General features: G+C 36.8%; 21 protein-coding genes and 1 pseudogene. 5 read left to right on the top strand and 17 right to left on the bottom strand.

What is annotated here, in order from left to right:
• The 6 genes from cmk to prsW form a co-directional block, all read right to left on the bottom strand.
• A complete protein-coding gene (gene cmk / locus V7112_RS10695) occupies window positions 1-672 on the bottom strand; it encodes a (d)CMP kinase (RefSeq protein WP_335418901.1) in 672 nt (223 codons plus the stop codon).
• 152 nt (window positions 673-824) lie between these two features.
• The gene (locus V7112_RS10690; RefSeq protein ID WP_335418898.1) at window positions 825-1,007 is read right to left on the bottom strand and encodes a YpfB family protein; all 183 of its coding nucleotides are present in this window, start codon (window positions 1,005-1,007) and stop codon (window positions 825-827) included.
• A 79-nt stretch (window positions 1,008-1,086) separates the two neighbouring features.
• Window positions 1,087-1,758, bottom strand: coding sequence for a flagellar brake protein (locus tag V7112_RS10685; RefSeq protein WP_335418895.1), 672 nt, complete (start codon window positions 1,756-1,758; stop codon window positions 1,087-1,089).
• 110 nt (window positions 1,759-1,868) lie between these two features.
• Entirely contained in the window at window positions 1,869-3,221 is a 1,353-nt protein-coding gene (ypeB, locus tag V7112_RS10680; protein ID WP_335418891.1) for a germination protein YpeB, read from the bottom strand.
• Window positions 3,222-3,239: 18 nt separating this feature from the next.
• Window positions 3,240-4,271 (bottom strand): spore cortex-lytic enzyme, encoded by a 1,032-nt coding sequence (sleB, locus tag V7112_RS10675; protein WP_438823882.1) that lies wholly within the window; start codon window positions 4,269-4,271, stop codon window positions 3,240-3,242.
• Between the two features lie 134 nt (window positions 4,272-4,405).
• The gene (prsW, locus tag V7112_RS10670; RefSeq protein WP_335418888.1) at window positions 4,406-5,041 is read right to left on the bottom strand and encodes a glutamic-type intramembrane protease PrsW; all 636 of its coding nucleotides are present in this window, start codon (window positions 5,039-5,041) and stop codon (window positions 4,406-4,408) included.
• 136 nt (window positions 5,042-5,177) lie between these two features.
• Between prsW and V7112_RS10665 the strand changes: the two genes are divergently transcribed.
• A complete protein-coding gene (locus tag V7112_RS10665) occupies window positions 5,178-6,149 on the top strand; it encodes an asparaginase (protein ID WP_335418885.1) in 972 nt (323 codons plus the stop codon).
• Between the two features lie 23 nt (window positions 6,150-6,172).
• Here the strand turns inward: V7112_RS10665 and V7112_RS10660 are convergent, their stop codons facing one another.
• From V7112_RS10660 to V7112_RS10645, 4 genes are all read right to left on the bottom strand, one after another.
• A complete protein-coding gene (locus tag V7112_RS10660) occupies window positions 6,173-7,138 on the bottom strand; it encodes a YpdA family putative bacillithiol disulfide reductase (protein WP_335418882.1) in 966 nt (321 codons plus the stop codon).
• Window positions 7,139-7,455: 317 nt separating this feature from the next.
• Window positions 7,456-8,736 carry a Glu/Leu/Phe/Val family dehydrogenase gene (locus tag V7112_RS10655; protein ID WP_335418879.1) on the bottom strand — a complete coding sequence of 427 codons (1,281 nt, stop codon included), beginning with the start codon at window positions 8,734-8,736 and terminating at the stop codon, window positions 7,456-7,458.
• Between the two features lie 234 nt (window positions 8,737-8,970).
• Window positions 8,971-9,573 (bottom strand): genetic competence negative regulator, encoded by a 603-nt coding sequence (locus V7112_RS10650; protein WP_335418875.1) that lies wholly within the window; start codon window positions 9,571-9,573, stop codon window positions 8,971-8,973.
• Between the two features lie 112 nt (window positions 9,574-9,685).
• Window positions 9,686-10,459 carry a metallophosphoesterase gene (locus V7112_RS10645; protein ID WP_335418874.1) on the bottom strand — a complete coding sequence of 258 codons (774 nt, stop codon included), beginning with the start codon at window positions 10,457-10,459 and terminating at the stop codon, window positions 9,686-9,688.
• A gap of 225 nt (window positions 10,460-10,684) precedes the next feature.
• Here V7112_RS10645 and V7112_RS10640 point away from each other — a divergent pair, with 225 nt between their 5' ends.
• The 3 genes from V7112_RS10640 (at window position 10,685) to V7112_RS10630 (ending at window position 11,900) form a co-directional block, all read left to right on the top strand.
• Complete coding sequence (locus tag V7112_RS10640; RefSeq protein ID WP_335418871.1) at window positions 10,685-10,915, top strand: spore coat associated protein CotJA; 231 nt, start codon at window positions 10,685-10,687, stop codon at window positions 10,913-10,915.
• Window positions 10,912-11,181: a spore coat protein CotJB gene (locus tag V7112_RS10635; RefSeq protein ID WP_335418867.1), complete on the top strand. Its 270-nt coding sequence runs from the start codon at window positions 10,912-10,914 to the stop codon at window positions 11,179-11,181. Before V7112_RS10640 ends, V7112_RS10635 begins: the two co-directional genes overlap by 4 nt.
• 149 nt (window positions 11,182-11,330) lie before the next feature.
• On the top strand, window positions 11,331-11,900 hold the full coding sequence (locus tag V7112_RS10630) for a manganese catalase family protein (protein ID WP_335418864.1): 570 nt from the start codon (window positions 11,331-11,333) through the stop codon (window positions 11,898-11,900).
• A gap of 63 nt (window positions 11,901-11,963) precedes the next feature.
• Here the strand turns inward: V7112_RS10630 and V7112_RS10625 are convergent, their stop codons facing one another.
• The 4 genes from V7112_RS10625 to V7112_RS10610 are packed head-to-tail and all read right to left on the bottom strand — an operon-like array spanning window position 11,964 to window position 15,810.
• Window positions 11,964-12,623 (bottom strand): LysM peptidoglycan-binding domain-containing protein, encoded by a 660-nt coding sequence (locus tag V7112_RS10625; RefSeq protein ID WP_335418861.1) that lies wholly within the window; start codon window positions 12,621-12,623, stop codon window positions 11,964-11,966.
• 19 nt (window positions 12,624-12,642) lie between these two features.
• Window positions 12,643-13,227: a CPBP family intramembrane glutamic endopeptidase gene (locus tag V7112_RS10620; RefSeq protein ID WP_335418858.1), complete on the bottom strand. Its 585-nt coding sequence runs from the start codon at window positions 13,225-13,227 to the stop codon at window positions 12,643-12,645.
• 5 nt (window positions 13,228-13,232) lie between these two features.
• The gene (locus V7112_RS10615; RefSeq protein WP_335418855.1) at window positions 13,233-14,744 is read right to left on the bottom strand and encodes a RecQ family ATP-dependent DNA helicase; all 1,512 of its coding nucleotides are present in this window, start codon (window positions 14,742-14,744) and stop codon (window positions 13,233-13,235) included.
• Complete coding sequence (locus tag V7112_RS10610; protein ID WP_335418852.1) at window positions 14,734-15,810, bottom strand: helix-turn-helix domain-containing protein; 1,077 nt, start codon at window positions 15,808-15,810, stop codon at window positions 14,734-14,736. The genes V7112_RS10615 and V7112_RS10610 overlap by 11 nt, the downstream gene beginning before the upstream one ends.
• Window positions 15,811-16,106: 296 nt before the next feature.
• On the opposite strand from V7112_RS10610, the gene V7112_RS10605 reads away from it, so the two are divergent.
• Window positions 16,107-16,355: a ferredoxin gene (locus tag V7112_RS10605; protein WP_010284310.1), complete on the top strand. Its 249-nt coding sequence runs from the start codon at window positions 16,107-16,109 to the stop codon at window positions 16,353-16,355.
• Between the two features lie 75 nt (window positions 16,356-16,430).
• On the opposite strand, the gene V7112_RS10600 is transcribed toward V7112_RS10605, so the two are convergent.
• The 3 genes and pseudogenes from V7112_RS10600 to V7112_RS10590 all read right to left on the bottom strand — a co-directional run.
• Window positions 16,431-17,243 (bottom strand): histidinol-phosphatase, encoded by an 813-nt coding sequence (locus V7112_RS10600; RefSeq protein ID WP_335418843.1) that lies wholly within the window; start codon window positions 17,241-17,243, stop codon window positions 16,431-16,433.
• A gap of 74 nt (window positions 17,244-17,317) precedes the next feature.
• A complete protein-coding gene (locus V7112_RS10595) occupies window positions 17,318-18,016 on the bottom strand; it encodes a peptidoglycan DD-metalloendopeptidase family protein (RefSeq protein WP_335418841.1) in 699 nt (232 codons plus the stop codon).
• A gap of 141 nt (window positions 18,017-18,157) precedes the next feature.
• Window positions 18,158-18,395 (bottom strand): annotated as a pseudogene (locus tag V7112_RS10590) (hypothetical protein); the annotation flags it as partial.

Here is an 18,395-nt window from a genome sequence, read left to right as displayed (position 1 = left end):
TCAAATCCTTTCCCTTACAACATCCATTATTTTCTCAACAACCTCTTCGATGCTTAATGATGTTGTGTCAATCTCGATTGCATCATCTGCTTTTCGCAATGGAGCAACCTCACGTTCAGAATCTAATTTATCACGAGCTGCAATTTCTGATTTTAATTGCTCTAAATCTGACTGAAAGCCTTTTGAAAGGTTTTCTTCGTGGCGTCTTACCGCTCTTTCGTCTACTGATGCAAGTAAAAATATCTTCACTTCAGCATTTGGAAGTACGTGGGTACCGATGTCTCTTCCATCCATTACAACTCCACCAAGCTTTGCAAAACCTTGCTGTCGCTTTACCATATCTTCTCGAACCTTGCGATGCTTTGAAACAATCGATACTGTATTTGTTACATCATGCTCACGAATTTTTTCCGTTACATCTTCCCCATCGACAAAAACAAGCTGGCCATTTTCACTTGGCCTTAATTCCATTTTAGAGTTTTGCAATACATGGAGAAGCTGGTCTTCGTTTTCCAAATCTAAATTTAATTGCAGTGCTTTATACGTCAACGCACGATACATCGCACCTGTATCAACATATATGTAAGATAAATCCTTTGCGATAATTTTTGCAACTGTACTCTTTCCTGCAGCTGCTGGTCCGTCAATTGCTATTGAAATCTTATTGTCCATAAACTATGTATGCCTCCTGTAACTAACACTTGGTAGGAAATGAAAAAAGTCTTTATAAACAAGTGAGCTTGTTTATCTAAACTTTATTATATTGATTCATATGTCTAGTATTCCTACCTACGAAAAAATGCAGGGAATCCCTGCATTTCATTTTAATTGTTATTTAGTAATGTTTCAATGGTTTTGGTCGTTTCCGATTTGTCAACACCCTCATATTCAATCATTCTCGTGATATATGGGGTCAATGGGCTATATAATATAATAGCCTGTCCCACAAGCAAAAAAATAAATTGAATAATAGCTAGTTTGATTAAAATACGTTCGAAGTTTTTCATTTTGCATACCTATCCTAAAGAAAGTTTTAATCATAGTATGCAAAAATTTTGTGAATTTTATTCTGTTTAAATCTTATTTCTAAATTTCACTTACATGAATCCCTTTTTTCTTCAATATTAATTGTCTTTCAAAACAAAATTTAATTAATAGCTGGCGATCGGATTCGCTAATATCTAAAAATTTTAGTGAAGCTTTATTTCTTTCGCCATTTTTACCATCGACGATACGGATTACATCACTTCTAAAAGACACATATTGATATTCATCAGATAGGGTTGGGAGAACGAAATGTGTTAGGATATCTACCCCCGGTATAAGTGTTTTAGTAGAAGGTAAAATGATAGCTGCACCACCCGCACTTATATCACGAGTAATTGAAACAAAAGGCTGGAATTCTCCATTTAAACTATGTATTGCAACATCTACAGGTGTTTCAACACGGACATATTCACGTCGCTGAATCTTAAACATACTGTCTTCACCAGGAAAGGAAAGAACAATCATTGGGATATTTTGTTTGACCCTTCCTAACACTGTAGTGTCAAAAAAATAAGCTGAAGTGCTATCAGATGCAACAAATGCCTTTAGCTGTGTCCCATTTAATAAAAAAACCGTTTTCCCTGTCCTGTTGTTAACTGGATAATCAATGTAAAGCTTGTTTTCCAATTTTTCAACAACTCTGCATCGATATTTTTCACCATTCGGATTAATAATAGGTTCAAGGTTAATCATATCCCCAATTTTCAACACGGTCGTTCACTCTTTCTAAAACATTCTGTAACTCTTCTCGTATTCTTATTAAACCACGAATAAACAAAAAAAGGAAAGCAAAATCGCTTTCCTTATTCGTTCGTTATGTTTTATTTATTCATTCCTTTATAGACCGGTTCAGCATTTTTAAGCTTTTCAACTTTTTCTTCAAACCCATTTTCAGAATTGATAAAAATTCGGTACGTATCATTTCCAATCGTGCCTAAAAATTCATAACATAATACATCTTGATCAAGATCATTTGTAATGATGGCGAGACGATCTTCCATGATTTCAAGATTTGGGTTAATTTCCTTCTTTGCTTCCTCTTTAGAGATTTTTGGTTTGCGGTCTGTACTAATTTTACCAGCCATTAAATAATCTCTTGCTGTAAATCCAATTATATTTCCATCATCGAGTGCCACTTTCATCTTTATCGAATCTGAATACACTCTCACTCCATTTACCGAAGAAACGAAGTTAAATACAGCGATGTTATCATATTGTGCACTTTCAAATAGCTCAAGATTTTCAAATTTATTATCCTTTAGAAATTTTTGAGCTCGATTAAATGCATCATTAAGACTGATAGCGCTTTTTGCAACTTCACGGTTACGAATAACCCAAATCGGAATTCCGCCTTTTTTTGTAATATCCATGAAGGTATTCACTTTTGACTTAGGATCATTTATTTCTAGACTATAAAATCCATTTGCTGAACCTTGACCATTTTCGGTTACCTTCATATCTATGTTTCCTTCTAAACCGAGGAACTTTTTCGCTACTTCTTTTGCTTGTTCAGCATTAATTTGTGGTCCCTCTAAATTCGGAAATTTTCCACCATCTTTTTTAGTAGTCGTAAAAGTCACACCAAAATCGCTTTCAGAATAAGCGGCTACGTTTTTTTCAACAGTTTTTAAGCCATCAATAATCGTATTATCTGCTTGCTTTTCTCCTGAAGCGAGCGCTAATTCAACATCCATCCAACGCAGATTATTCTCCATAGCAAGATGTTGAACAGTTCGGAGTTCCTTTTGGATATCTTCTGCATTTTTATAGAGCTGCTCAAGGGTTTTATACTCTTCATCCGATAATGGTTCTTTAGATAGGTCACGTACAGCTGTACGATAACTAAAATCCCCGATATTGCTTAGAAACTCTTCTGTTTTGTTAAAAGGCATTAGCGCTAAAGGTAATTGCCCTACATCTGAATGTGCTTCCGATGTAATCCTCCACACATCTGCAAGTGTTGGAGAAAGTGAATTCCTTGAATTCATGGCAAGTGTTGTTCCTATTTTATCGTGTAAAAGGTCAATATGATACGTTAAATTATGAAACGCACGTTGATAGTTGTTTTCTGCCTGAATTAGAATGGCATTTTTCTCCTGGTGCTCTTTATAGCCCCAGTAGCCCGTTCCAATAATACCAATTGTAAGTACAGTTATTAATATTCCTCTTAGCATATAGTCTCACCTTCCATTCTAATTACAGAATATGTGCTTTCCAATTCTCTTAATTTGTGGTCTGCCCCAAATCCATTTACTTGTTGCAGTTGCTGGATTAAAGTAATAGGTCGCACCACCTGTTGGATCCCATCCATTTATTGCATCGACAACTGCTTTTTTCGCTTGCTCGTTTGGCGTCAACCAGATCTGTCCATCCGCAACGGCCGTAAAAGCAAGTGGTTCAAAAATTACACCAGACACTGTATCTGGAAATGTTGGGCTATCAAGTCGATTTAAAATTACCGCTGCAATTGCGACCTGTCCAATGTATGGCTCACCACGTGCTTCTCCGTAAACAGCATTTGCAAGAAGCTGAATATCATTCTGAGAAAAACCACCAGGCATATTTACTGCTGCAGGTCCAAGAGACTGTACTTCTTCTTGTTGTTGAACTTTTGCTTTTGGTTGCTTTGGCGTTGGTGCTGGTGCCTTAGCTTGTGGTTGCTTTGGCGTCGGTACCGGTGCCTTAGCTTGTGGTTGCTTCGGCGCAGGTGCAGGCGCCTTTGCTTGTGGTTTCTGCGGCTGCTTTTGCTCTGCCGTGAATTGTTTTTCTATTTCGGCTCGTCTTGCCTCTGCTGTTGTTTTTGCTTTTTCGATGTTCTTTTCAGATGGTGCCGATTGAATGCTCCACGGAACCCCACCATAGTGGGTGAAACGATTCCCTTTACGTAAATTGTCATATACAAATTGCTTATTATACTTGGTGAAGCGGTTAATCATTGCTTTCGTTTTGTCACCGACTAATCCGTCTACCTCCTCAAGCCCAAATGCCTTCTGGAAATTACGGACTGCCCAATATGTACCCCAGCCATAAACTCCGTCGATTGTGCCGTGGTAATAGCCGTTATATTGAAGTCTTGATTGCAACTCAATTACATCGTCACCTGTTGCTCCACGCTGAATAACTTGTTCAGAAAATGCATGAACATGATTGTTAGTTCCTCCAATGAATACACTAACAAACATGATAAGGACGATGGGGAACATCAAATGTTTTTTAAAGTTCATAATCAATTACCTCCCTAACCATTTTCTATATATACTTACAAGTATTTTCTGTAGAGATTGGTATTTTATTCAGAAGTTAGTTTCATTTCTTGATAAAAATAAGCATAAAAAAATAACCCGCCAAAAATGACAGGTTAAGGTTTAGCAATTTTTACTTTTCGTAATCCAAACCACCATAAAAACAACATAAACGGTACCATTAGATAAATCCATTTCTTCAATGAAAGCAGTATGTAATCATATATTCCATGTAAAATAAACGGGAATAAGAAAGAAATGAAAATCCACTTTCGTTTATCTTCAGGCGAAAATTTAGCTTTACCGAGATAATATCCCATAATCACACCAAATAACGCATGACTAGAAACCGGCAATAAGGCTCGGCCAATTGCGAACTGAACCCCATTGGCAAATAAATAGAGAATATTTTCAAACGTCGCAAATCCTAACGACAGGGCAGCACCGTATACGATTCCGTCATATTGTTCATCAAATTCCATATGTTGATAAACGGTATAAAAAAGGATAAACCACTTAAAAAACTCCTCCAATAAGCCTACAGTTAAAAAGGCTTGTAAGAGGTTTTGTGTAAAAACACCTTCAACCCCCAACACATACTGGATAAACATAATCGGAAACACCAAGAGGGCACCAAAAATGAAAATTCGAAAAACCATAGCAATAGGTTCTGCTTCATATTTATCTTTTAAATAAAAATAACTTAATAACGCAAGCCCAGGTGCTAGTCCTGCGGTTATGACCGCCACCATACGTATCCTCTTCTCCCCGAAAGTAAAATAAATTTTGCGTAGCAAACACTTTTATCGTAACATGTAATGTGGTAAATGAAAATATCAAGTCTCTGCAAAATGGATAATTTTTCTATATAGAAATGAGGCGAGTCCGATGAAAAAAATACTCATCATTCATACTGGCGGTACAATCGCAATGATGGAGGATAAGAACACTGGAGCTGTCGAACAAAATCAACAAAACCCACTTCTACTTCACACTAATGCTTTAGCTTCAATTGCTGATGTCATGGTCGAGGAATTATTTCAATTACCTTCTCCACATATAACGGAAAAGGAAATGTTAATGCTTAAACATAAAATCGAAACGAGTATTAAGGAGGATAAAATCGAAGGCGTTGTCATTACCCACGGAACGGACACCCTTGAAGAAACGGCTTATTTTTTAGATATCACCGTTCAGTCTGATATTCCAATAGTCGTAACAGGAGCGATGAGGTCGAGCAATGAGCTTGGGGCAGACGGTCCTTATAATTTGATTTCTGCTGCTCGTGTGGCAGCTTCTGACAGTGCCATTGGAAAAGGCGTTTTAGTTGTCTTGAATGATGAAATTCATACAGCTAAAAATGTAACTAAAACCCACACTAGTAATATTGCAACCTTTCAGAGTCCACAATATGGTCCACTAGGGATTGTGAGTAAACGAGAAATCACCTTTCACCATATGCCCACTATTAGGGAAACATATGATATTGAAGAAATAACAAAAAACGTTGTCCTCCTAAAGGCATACGCAGGGATGGACGGATCAATCCTTCATGCAATTCGAACATTACATCCGGATGGATTAGTGATTGAAGCACTTGGTCAAGGTAATTTGCCCCCCACCATGGTAACTGAATTAAAGGATCTCATAGATAGTGGTGTACCTGTCGTATTGGTGTCCCGTTGTTTTAACGGATATGTGCAGGATGTGTATAATTATGAAGGCGGTGGACGCCAATTAAAGGAGCTTGGAGTTATTTTTTCAAATGGTTTAAATGGACAAAAAGCAAGGCTAAAGCTATTAGTCACATTAGAAATCACAAATAACCATGACGAACTACAGGAAATATTTTTTAAATAAAAAGGCGACTCAAGTGAGCCGCCCTATTTTCTGTCTAAAATTGCTTTTGCGATTATGTCTCCGTGAAAGCGTCCGTTTTCAATGAAGATTTCATTCGCATTGTTACCCGCAGCAATGACACCAGAGATAAAAATCCCCTCAACATTCGTCTCCATTGTGTCAGGGTTAAACGAAGGTCTTCCAGTATCCTCGTCAATTTGAACATTCATTTTTTGTAAAAAGCTATGATCAGGATGATAGCCGGTCATCGCAAATACATAATCATTCTTAATTTTCTTTTTCTCTTCCCCAACCTGATAGATTACAGCATCTTCAGTTATTTCAACAACATTTGCATGAAACTCCATATTTATGATCCCACCCCGAACCAATGATTCGAACTCTGGTAAAATCCATGGCTTAATGCTTGTGGAGTATTCGGAACCACGATATAAGACCGTTACTCGTGCGTCAGCATTAACTAGTTCTAAAGCAGCATCGACACTTGAGTTCTTTCCTCCAATTACGACAACATCTTTATCGAAATATGGATGCGGTTCTTTAAAATAATGAAAAACTTTAGGAAGATCTTCACCAGGAACATTCATATAGTTAGGATTATCATAATAGCCTGTCGCAACAATCACATATTTTGCCTGATACTCACCTTTAGAGCTTGTGATTATAAATTTATCATGTTCAAGCTTCGTTACGCCAGTTACTGTTTCAAATGCATGCACTCTTATTTTTTCACGTTTCGCAACTTCTCGATAATAAGACAAAGCTTGATTTCTTTTCGGCTTACGACCTTCAATAATAAATGGAACATTTCCGATTTCTAATTTTTCGCTTGTACTAAAAAATGTTTGATGTGTAGGATAATGGTAAATGGCATTTACTATATTCCCTTTCTCAATTACAAGTGGTTTTATACCAATATTCTGCAGCGCAATGGCGGCTGCTAATCCACAGGGTCCTCCCCCAATAATAACGACTTCTTCCGATTGCATATTTGTCACTCCTAATTAAGAAAAGCGCAAGTGCCTAGTGGAACATCGACTAACTGCTGCCACGTCCTGTGGCAAACGTCGATGTCAGCACTTCCTCGAAAATGCATTGCATTTTCTTCGTGCGATGTTTATGCTGTCGAAGCCTTCCTTGTCCTGTGCAAGTCCGACAAGCACAAGACGACGCTGACAGAAGGCGCATTTTGCCTTCAGAAGCGATTGGCTTGTGACCTCGAGGGCTAGGCTCTTGCGCTAGACATTAATAAAATCTCCTACCAAAAATGATAGGAGATTTTTGTTCTCATTGCAAATGTTATGAACTAAATCCAGCCTCTAAAACGCGACGCTTCAGCCATTTTTCTTACTCCAACCATGTAGGCTGCTAGTCTCATGTCAACACGTCTATTTTGTGCTGTGGAATAAATATTTTCAAATGATTTGACCATTACTTTTTCAAGTTTTTCTTCTACTTCTTCCTCTGACCAGTAATAGCCTTGGTTATTTTGAACCCATTCGAAATAGGACACAGTCACCCCACCAGCACTTGCTAAAACATCCGGTACGAGGAGGATTCCTCTTTCAGTTAAGATTTGTGTCGCTTCAAGTGTTGTAGGGCCGTTTGCAGCCTCCACCACAATTCCTGCTCGAATATTATGGGCATTTTCTTCTGTAATCTGGTTCTCGATTGCTGCTGGTACAAGAATATCACAATCTAGCTCCAATAATTCCTTGTTTGTGATCGTATCGTTAAATAACTTAGTAACTGTTCCAAAGCTATCACGACGATCTAATAAGTAATCAATATCTAAACCATTTGGATCATATAAGCCACCATATGCGTCAGAGATACCAATTACCTTAGCACCTGCATCATGCATAAATTTTGATAAAAAGCTACCTGCATTTCCAAAGCCTTGTACAACAACACGGGCACCTTCTAAATTAATACCACGTTTCTTTGCAGCTTCGCGAATACAAATTGTTACACCCTTCGCAGTTGCAGACTCACGGCCATGTGAACCACCTAATACAAGCGGCTTACCAGTGATGAATCCAGGTGAGTTAAATTCATCTATTCGACTATACTCATCCATCATCCAAGCCATAATTTGAGAGTTCGTAAATACATCTGGAGCCGGGATATCCTTTGTAGGACCTACGATTTGACTTATTGCACGAACATAGCCACGACTAAGTCGCTCAAGTTCACGGAATGACATATCTCTAGGATCGCAAATGATTCCGCCTTTTCCTCCACCATATGGTAAATCAACGATACCACATTTCAAGCTCATCCAAATCGAAAGCGCTTTAACTTCTTTTTCAGTTACATTTGGGTGAAATCGAATTCCACCTTTAGTTGGACCTACTGCATCATTATGCTGTGCGCGATAGCCTGTAAAGATTTTTACAGAACCATCATCCATTCGTACTGGAATTTTAACGGTCATCATTCGAATCGGTTCTTTTAAAAGTTCGTATACTTCCTCAGGGTACCCTAATTTTTCTAATGCCTTATGTATGACTGTTTGTGTAGATTTGAGGACATCCATTTTCTCTTCGTTTTGTTTTGAATTGTCCTTATTGTTTTCGGCTACCATTTGTAAACCTCCCAAGATTTTTCACAGTTCCATTAGAGGATGTTCAAAAAGCGCGGTGAACATAACGCATCAAATTTCTATATATTGTCCACCTTTCCAGTCACTAGTATACACCTTCCCTATGTTTATGCAAGATGAAAAATGAAGAATCTGTATTTTTATGATTAAAATAAAACCGCAAAAAGAACTATAGTTGTAAAAACCATTAACGTAGAGAAAAACCCCTAATCATCATTAGAGGTTCTTCTTATTTTTAATGAAATAATTGTAAATTTCCTTCATTGCATCTTCTTTAAAAAGGATTTTTCCATATTCATGTACCCGATATTTCGTAATTGTCGCAGAATTTCCAAATTCGGCTAAAATGGCAATGACGTTTTCTGTATGAAAGGCTGAATTATCCTCAAGTAATAAATAAAAATAATCTTTATATGAATATAATCTGCCACCATCTATTGATAAACTATTTAATCTGGTTGAAAGCTGAATTACATCTTCAAACGTATGAAACTCATAAAATATATCTTTACTTTCATCAAGAGTTACCTGCATTTCAATATAATCTTCATCCATAAATTCTTCATCTTCAGGGTCCCCTGCTGAATTTGTTACAATGATCACCATGCCTTGTGCCTGTAAAGAATATACTTCAACAGCAATGGGGCCATCCGCTTCAAAGCCTAATTCGACACTTGCTTCTTCAATCATATCGCGAAATAATTGGTGGACCTTAAGCGAATCCGACAAAAGATCATCTTTAGAGAGGCCACGATCAACCAGATCATCAAATGTTAGAAAAATCTTGATTTTATTATAAGTTAAGCGCTCAAGACGCATTAAAAACCCTCCCTCACCATCACACCTACGCACAACCGTTACCTTATTTTATGAAGGAAAATAAATTATGTTCTTGGATTTAGCGTTGTTAGGACATTTTTTGCGAATCGTATTAGCTATCAGATGATTGAAGAGTAATCAAATGTGTTTCAGCTGGTGCACCAAACCTTAACGGTATACCAGATGTACCATAACCATTACTGACAAAAATGGTCATTCCGTTTTTATGCTCGACACCACCTTTAGGGTAAAGCCCAAATTTCCAAAATCGAATTTGTCCACCATGGGTATGCCCAGACAGTATAAGATTAATGTTGTTCTCCGGTTTGAGCTCGCTTTTTATTTCTGGATTATGGCTAACCAAAATTTTAAAATTTGCCTCATCGGCTGCATCTAAAAGGGCAAGGTCCAACCTGCTTCTTCCTACCTTCAAATCATCAATTCCAAGGAGAGCAAGCTTCTCACCTTTTCCAGATTCAAAAAACATCGCCGTGTTATCTAGAATTTTAATGCCCATACTTAATAGTAGAGAATCGAGTTCACGGTAATCCACTTCATAATCATTATTGCCCCACACGAAGTAGGTCGGTCCAACTGATTTAATTAACTGAAGGTTTTTCTTTACACGTTCAAAGGGTACACCCTTTTCTGTTAAATCTCCTCCAATGATCGCAATATCGGCTTTCCCTTTCACTTCATTGATAATTTTTTCAGATACCTCTCTTCTGTGAATATCTGAAATAAAGAAAATAGTAATTTTCCCAAAGCTTTTTGGAAAATCCGTAAATGTTAATGTATTCCTTACAACACGATTTTGTCTTGCTTCCGCACCACTATATAGAAGGAGCAGCACCCCAATAAATATAATCCCGAAAAAAAATAGCATATTCCACGCCCTATCTATCTAGATCAAGCTTTATATCACTTTTGAATATACAGATATGATACCATAAATTATGGAAAAGGCTAACAATAATCACGTTTGCCAAGAACCAGAACATTAATTTTTTCGAACTGCCTCTGTAAATCTGAATCCTTGTCATTTTTTAGCCCTATAGACCATACAGTAGAATGACATCGTTTTGTATTTTGACACCAAGGAGGTTGCTTCATGTTTACACCGAAGAAGGCCTATTATCCCTATGTAAGCCCGTTTGACCCTTGTAAGCCGATCACATGTAAAACTTACGTTACCCCCCCACATCTTTATATACCGTTTCAACCACCAAACCTGCCCCAATTCTCACCAAAGGAAGCGTTATACATTGGAACACTATGGAAAGCCTTTTACGATCCGTATTTCAGTCCATATGAACCGAAAAGGGAGGCTGAAAGTGAATGAATCCTAAACAAATGCCCCCAGAATTTTATGCGTTATTAGAGGATTTACAGGCTTTGGATTTTGTCTTAGTTGAACTCACCTTGTATCTTGATACCCATCCACATGATTATGAGGCAATACAGCAATTTAACGCTGTTTCACACCAACGTAGAAAGATCGCGAAACAATATGAAGAAAGATTTGGGCCTTTGACTCAATTTGGTCGTTATAGCTATTCCAGCTACCCTTGGAACTGGAATGACGAGCCTTGGCCGTGGCAGGTTTGAAAGAAAAGCGCAAGGCGCCCGCCTATTGGCGACAGGCATAAGACGAGCGCTGACAGAAGGCGCTCTTTGCCTTCCGAAGCGATTGGCTTATGACCTCGAGCTGATGGCGCCTGAAGCTAGACATTGACAATGGGGAGGAATTTACGTAAATGTGGATTTATGAAAAAAAGCTACAATATCCTGTCAAAGTGAGTACGTGTAATCCAATGTTAGCGAAGTTTCTGATTGAACAATATGGTGGTGCAGACGGTGAATTAGCAGCTGCTTTACGTTATTTAAATCAACGTTACACAATCCCTGGAAAAGTTATTGGGTTGTTAAATGACATAGGTACAGAAGAATTTGCTCATTTAGAAATGATTGCGACGATGGTGTATAAACTTACAAAAGACGCGACCCCTGAACAATTAAAAGCTGCAGGCTTAGGTCCACACTATGTAGCACATGATTCCGCATTATTTTACGAAAATGCTGCAGGTGCACCATTTACTGCAACATATATCCAAGCAAAGGGCGACCCTATTGCTGATTTATATGAGGACATTGCAGCAGAAGAAAAAGCAAGAGCGACATATCAATGGATTATCAACATGAGCGATGACCCTGACTTAAATGATAGCTTACGTTTCTTGCGTGAACGAGAAATTATCCATGCTCAACGATTTAGAGAAGCAGTCGAAATACTTAAAGAAGAACGGGATAAAAAGAAATTTTTCTAAACAGAGTAAATAGCTGAATGCCAGTTCAGCTATTTACTTCCTAATACAAGTTTACATCAAATTCTAATTTAGTTTAAATGGAATTCGTAAAACCTGGCCTTCAATAACGGTATCACCTTTAATATCATTCCATCTTCGTATTAATTCTTCACCAGAACGGTTGTTGTAATATTTCATAGAAATCCGATAAAGAGTTTCATCGGCTTGAACTGTATGATACTTAACGTCATAACGATCCTTAGGCTTTTCTTGCTGTTGGACCGGTTGTTTTGTTGCTTCAGCTGTAGGTGGAGGATTGTGTTCGACAACGTTTTGACTGGGCTCTTCAATAATTGGAGCTTCTTCTAGCTTTTCAACTACCGGCTGACTCTTCTCTTCCTGTTCAATATTAGATTCTTGTTCAACATTTTCTGGTTCTTCTTCATGCTCATTGACATCAGGAGCATTTACAGTCTCATCCTCGTCTTCATAGCTGAAACTTTCAAAATTTGCACTCCTTTTTCCAGAAGGTGCTTCTAGTAGTTCTGGATTGGAATTAAATTTATAGCTAAGGATTGCAACAGGTAGTAACACAAACAATAAGGCCAACAAACGAATAATTGGATATTTAATCTTAACCTTTGTTTTCTTTTTCTTTGTTTTATGAAATTCACTTCGAGAGGGTAGTGTCGAAGTGCTTGTCTCTATTTCAACAGATTTTTCTTTCCCTTCAGGCTGCTTCAAGACTATACCTCCTCTTTTTTTAAAGATTACGCAAATAATCGATTCTAAGCTTTACAGCAAAAATAAAATCAATCCAAAAATGAGCATATACCGTAATCCAAAGATTTTGATAGAGCTCATAAATATATCCTAATAAAAAGCTCAAAAGAACTACAGATGCCAACAAAACCCATTTATATAAATAACGCACATGTAATAATGCAAAAATCGAGCTAGCTATAACAAGTCCAAAATGAGTTTGAATGACACCCCTAAATAAAATCTCTTCCGAAAAGGATATCAATAAACATAAAATAAAAATATGTGGGATGCTTCGTTTTTGGAAAATACGTTCATTAATTCCACCATCATCATACATTGCTTCAGGAAGCCACTTCATCAGTAAAAAATCTACAAATACAACAACTAACGCAAAAGCAGAACCGATAATAAAAATATTCCAGTCCTTCCAATCCCAAAGCTTTATAAATGATGACCAATTGTCAAACAAGAAAAAGCCTAGCACCAAAGATACAACTAATAAAATTCCTTGAGTTAAATAAAGGTGAAAAACAATTTCTTTATCCGGTAAATGTTTGATAATATCAGCTTGACGCCTACCCATATTTTTCACCCATTTCTATGGAAGATGTGATGTAATTCTTGTCTCCAAGAAGGCAACTTCCACTCATTTCCCCCATTTAATTTGCGTTTGTATATTTCCCATTCTATTTCACATAAATCACAGCAGGATGAAGGTTTTTGTACGAGGCTTTCATCAAAATAAGCTAAAATTTGTTCACGTCGACATTCTTGTGTTTTTATCCAATTCTCCATCATCTTAAGCTTTTTAAGTTTATAAACATATCGTTTCTTTGCAGCTTCATCAACAATCTGAGTGGCATTTTGTACATTAACTTGTGTTTGAATGACCTCGTCTAAAGACAGATAAAATTGAATAAACCGCCATTGGACTTCCGATACACTAAGAACAGTAAGAAAGTAATCCTCGACTGTTTTTGTATATATAAATTTGCCTTTTTCATTAATATCCTGATTGATATATTCAATCACTAATTGGGTTTGTTCCTTCGTTGGAAGTTCATATTTTATAAGTACTTCCGGAATTTCATGGTCCATTTCATGATATAACAAAATGGCAACACTTGGATTTCCGTCCCTTCCGGCGCGTCCTATTTCTTGTAAATATGCCTCCATCTGTGACGGATAATGAAAGTGAATCACAAATCGAACATCGGGCTTATTCACCCCCATCCCAAATGCATTCGTACAACAAATGATGGAAAGTTGATTATTAATAAATTGCTCCTGGATCAGCATTCGTTTTTCCTGTTCCATACCACCGTGGTAAAAAGCAACTCGTTCTATGCCATTATCTTTTAAATATTGTGCAATATTTTCAGCCAAAAGCCGACTTGAAAAATAAATAATTCCTGGTGCCTCTAACTCTTTTGCATATTTTAAAAGCATTTCTTTTTTATCTTCAAGAGAACGAACCTTTTTCACAGTGATTGCAATATTTGGCCGATCGATGGAGTGAATATGCATTTTTGGGTTGGTTAATTGTAAAGTTCTTTTGATATCCTCAAAAACTTCTTTTGTCGCTGTTGCTGTTAAGGCAAGGCAAGGTGGAGAGCCCAAGCTTTTACGAATATCCCCTAACCTTGAATAGTCAGGGCGAAAATCATGTCCCCATTGCGAAATACAATGGGCTTCATCCACAACGAATAGAGAAAAATGAATCGCATTTAATCGGTTCATAAAATATTTAGATTGCAGTATTTCAGGTGAAGCAAAGATATATTTATATTTGTGCAGGCTCGGCATGATCTTCCGTTTTCGTTCGTTCGATAAAAAGCTATTCAGAGCAATTACTCTTTTTTCACCCATTTTCTTTAATTGAAGCACCTGGTCCTCCATTAATGCTACAAGTGGTGAAACAATAAGAACACTACCATGAAGAATTTGCGCTGGTAACTGATAACAAAGGGATTTTCCTCCTCCAGTAGGTAAAAGAGCAATCACATCATACCCTCTAAGAATATCTTCTATGATTTCCTGTTGCCCTTTCCGAAAGGAGGAATGATTAAATTTTTCTCTTAAAAGTACGTCAAGATTCATGTAATCCACCAAGTTTCGCGAGGACTAACCTTATTTCAAAATACGATATAACATTTGACAGTTTGTCCTTTAATGGTCGTAATTGTTTTGTTTGCAGTGTCTGATAGGTTGAAAAGATCAATTGTTGGTGTTCAGAGGGCACAAATTGATCAATTGAAAAATCAGGTTGCTGATGTACAACTTCTACAACATGGTCTTCAATTGTATTCCGTTTCAAATTACGAATAACTGCAATTTCATCGATTGATTTTCCCTGTAATAACATTTGATAGGTTGTCTTTGTGGAAGCAGTTAATAACACATTGTTGTGATTATTTGTCTTTGTCATCGAAACAAGCATTGGAAACTTCTCACCATTTATTTCAAGATGTTTAACAATCGCATGCAAAGTATGTAAAAAGAGTATCTGGCACCATGTTTCATCCTCATTTAATAGGGAACTGATTTGCTCAATTGTATAACCGATTCTTGTTGAACTAGTCAGTTTCATGACAAAAATTGTTGCTTCAAGTTCCGATACCATTTCAAGGGATTGCAAAATCTCTTTATATAGGGATTCTGCTGCTAAATATCGATTTTTTCCCTGTTTCATTAGAAACCCTTTCACCCACTCAAATACTGAATCATCCTGCTGGATGGGTGTATATTGTTTTTTCCCATCAATTAAATTGGATAAAACTTGTGTAAGGAGTGAAAGTCTTCTCCAAAGCAATAAAGACTGGCTGTTATATTTCCAGCCATTTAGATGATCAGGAATCGGTTTCTTTTTCAGTTCACCATCTAAAACAGAATATCCATTTTCATTCACGATAAATTTATTACTTGACGGTGTTAGTTCTTCTATTAAAGAGAGTTCCTGAAGCAATTTTATCTCTTTATTAAATTGTTCTCTATCTAAAGGTTTAAGAATTCCGAATAGTGGTGTGAGATTAAATAGGTTCGCGTCCCCAATCGTTTGAGAGGATTTTTTACCATTCAATAAATGATAAATTCCATAAACTGTACGTTCTCCGCTCAGTTTCTCGATGCAGATTAAGATTAATATTGAACGATAGGTTATGTTCACCATCCTTCTCCCCTCTCTATCGAAATACTTGGAAAATTGTCGAATGAATGTTACCTTTATTTTATCAAATAATAACGAAAAGTGGGATGTTTTCGTGTGGAATTATAAACATGTTTGTCAGAATGGCAAAACCCCTCTACAATAAGCAATCTCACAATATATTTTTATTGAAAAGTTTTGTGAACAGCTTTACAATGAGATATGAGGAAGCTGTTTCCATTCTGTGAGGAAGCGGAATGGGGAACTAATATAAATATATGTTAATACATGTAATGATTTCGGGAGGTTAAGTACACATGGCAAAGTATACCATTGTTGACAAAGAAACTTGTATCGCTTGTGGTGCATGTGGTGCAGCTGCACCTGACATCTACGATTACGATGATGACGGTATTGCATTTGTAACACTTGATGATAACCAAGGAATTGTTGAAATTCCGGAAATATTAGAAGAGGATATGATGGATGCATTTGAAGGCTGTCCAACTGATTCCATTAAAGTTGCGGACGAGTCATTTGATGGTGACCCATTAAAATTTGAATAGACTATTCAATAAGAAGAGCCCTTTGGAAAAAGGGTTCTTTTATTGGAAAAAACAGGCTACGATAGCCTGTTTTTTTTACCCAAGTGGAACTTCCTTACGTTCACCTTTTTCAAATGTCATAAGTGTTTTGTAGCCAACACTTTTTGCTAAATCGATTGCTTGGTCAAAATCGGCACCCACATCTTGTGGACGATGTGCATCCGATGACAAGACGATTGGAATATTTTTATCAAAGCACATTTGGAGTAGTCGTGGATCGGGATAAAGCTTGCCAATCGGCTTTCGTAGTCCAGCGGTACTAATTTCAACACATGTTTTAGAATTTGCTAATGCGGTTGTTGCACGATCAAATTGATGTAAGAGGAATTCTTCATCCTCAGGGATATACTTGAAAATCTTAACAAGATCAATATGACCGATAATATCAAATAAATTGGATTGTGCTAATGTAATTACCTGATCGTAGTATTTCGTATATGTATCATGTAAATCTCGTTTATCCCATTCTTCACGGAATTCCGCAAGGTCAATTCCAAAATCTCCTACCCAATGAATAGAACCAATTACATAATCAAAATCATAGGAGGAAATGAACTTTTCCATTTCAGCATGTTTTCCAGGTGTATAATCCATTTCAATCGACATTTTTACATCGATATTATTTTTCCATGCAAGCTTAAATAAATCGACATAGTCCTTCATGTCGTAATATCTCCTTGCATCAACCCAAGGATTACTAAGAATATCTTTAGTCTGATAAAAATGATAAGCATGCTCAGATATCCCGAAATGATCGATTTTCTTAAGCTTAGCTTCATCAATAAACTTCATCAAATAGTCTAATTCAAGTGTACCAAGCTCTAAATGATTGTGATAATCAGTGCGCATATGAATCCCCCATCGAAGTTTTTATCATTATACATGAACTGGCTCCTGATGGGAATGAAAAAGCTTAAAATTATTTAGGTTTTTTCGATAATTAAGACTTGATTAGGGAAAATTAAATCACCTGATAATTGATTAATTTCTTTAATTTCTTCAACAGATAAACCTACCTTACTTGCAATAACTGAAAGAGATTCTCCCTCCTTCACCGTGTAGGTTTCAAGTTTTTTTGAAACCTCAATTCCCTCTTTTTGCATGATTGCGGGAACAAGAATTTGTTCGTCAGTTAGCACATATAGAGGGTCAATGGCATTATTTCGAGAAGAATTCCATTCCCCATTATGCACTTCAAAATGTAAATGTGGTCCTGTTGAATTTCCTGTACTCCCGATTTGCCCAATTAATTGGCCTTTTTCAACAATTTCGCCTTTTTGAACACTGCGTTTACTAAGATGTGCATAGACCGTTTCATACCCATTTGGATGCTCGATAAAGATTACATGCCCATATGAGCCCTTAAAATCTGAACTTTTAACGATTCCTTCTTCAACCGCATATATGTGGTCTCCAAGTGGAGCAGCGATATCTAAGCCTTTGTGATTTCCTTGTCTTGTTCCAAATGTATCAGTAATTCTCCCTAAAACTGGCCATGCCCATTCCTCAGTGGTATCTACTCGTAATTCCTGTGCATAAGCACTATGAGCACTGATAAAGAATAAACCTCCAAAAATTGCTATTATGGTAACAATAGCAATCCGTCTAACAAAAAAAAGCATTAAGATCCTCCTCAATAATTAAACAATTTGTTCTATGAAGATTAACACCCTTTCATTATTTGAAAATTTTTCTTAAATTATGTAAAAAAATGCATGCATATTTTTTATATTGACAAAAAAAAGAGACAACGAAGTGTCTCTTTAGCTCAATGGTAATGGATTTGGTGCAAGTGGGACCTTTGTTCGTTCTCCAAATTTCACATTTCCAATTTGATCGATATTTCCGTAAAACGTAACTGAATCAAAATTAAATTCCTTAGCAGTTAGCATAATTGCGTCTAACATTAAAATATAATTATCGCTGTTTTCTAGTACAGCTTCTTCACTGAAATGAACTTCTAAATTAGTACCATCTTCTTTAATTTTTTGAATTTCAGAT

The organism is Bacillus sp. JJ1566 (assembly GCF_036962685.1).
Taxonomy (GTDB): Bacteria; Bacillota; Bacilli; order Bacillales; family Bacillaceae_L; genus Ferdinandcohnia.
The sequence above is the reverse complement of the archived record's forward strand: the minus strand, read 5'-3'. Positions and strand labels throughout refer to the sequence as shown.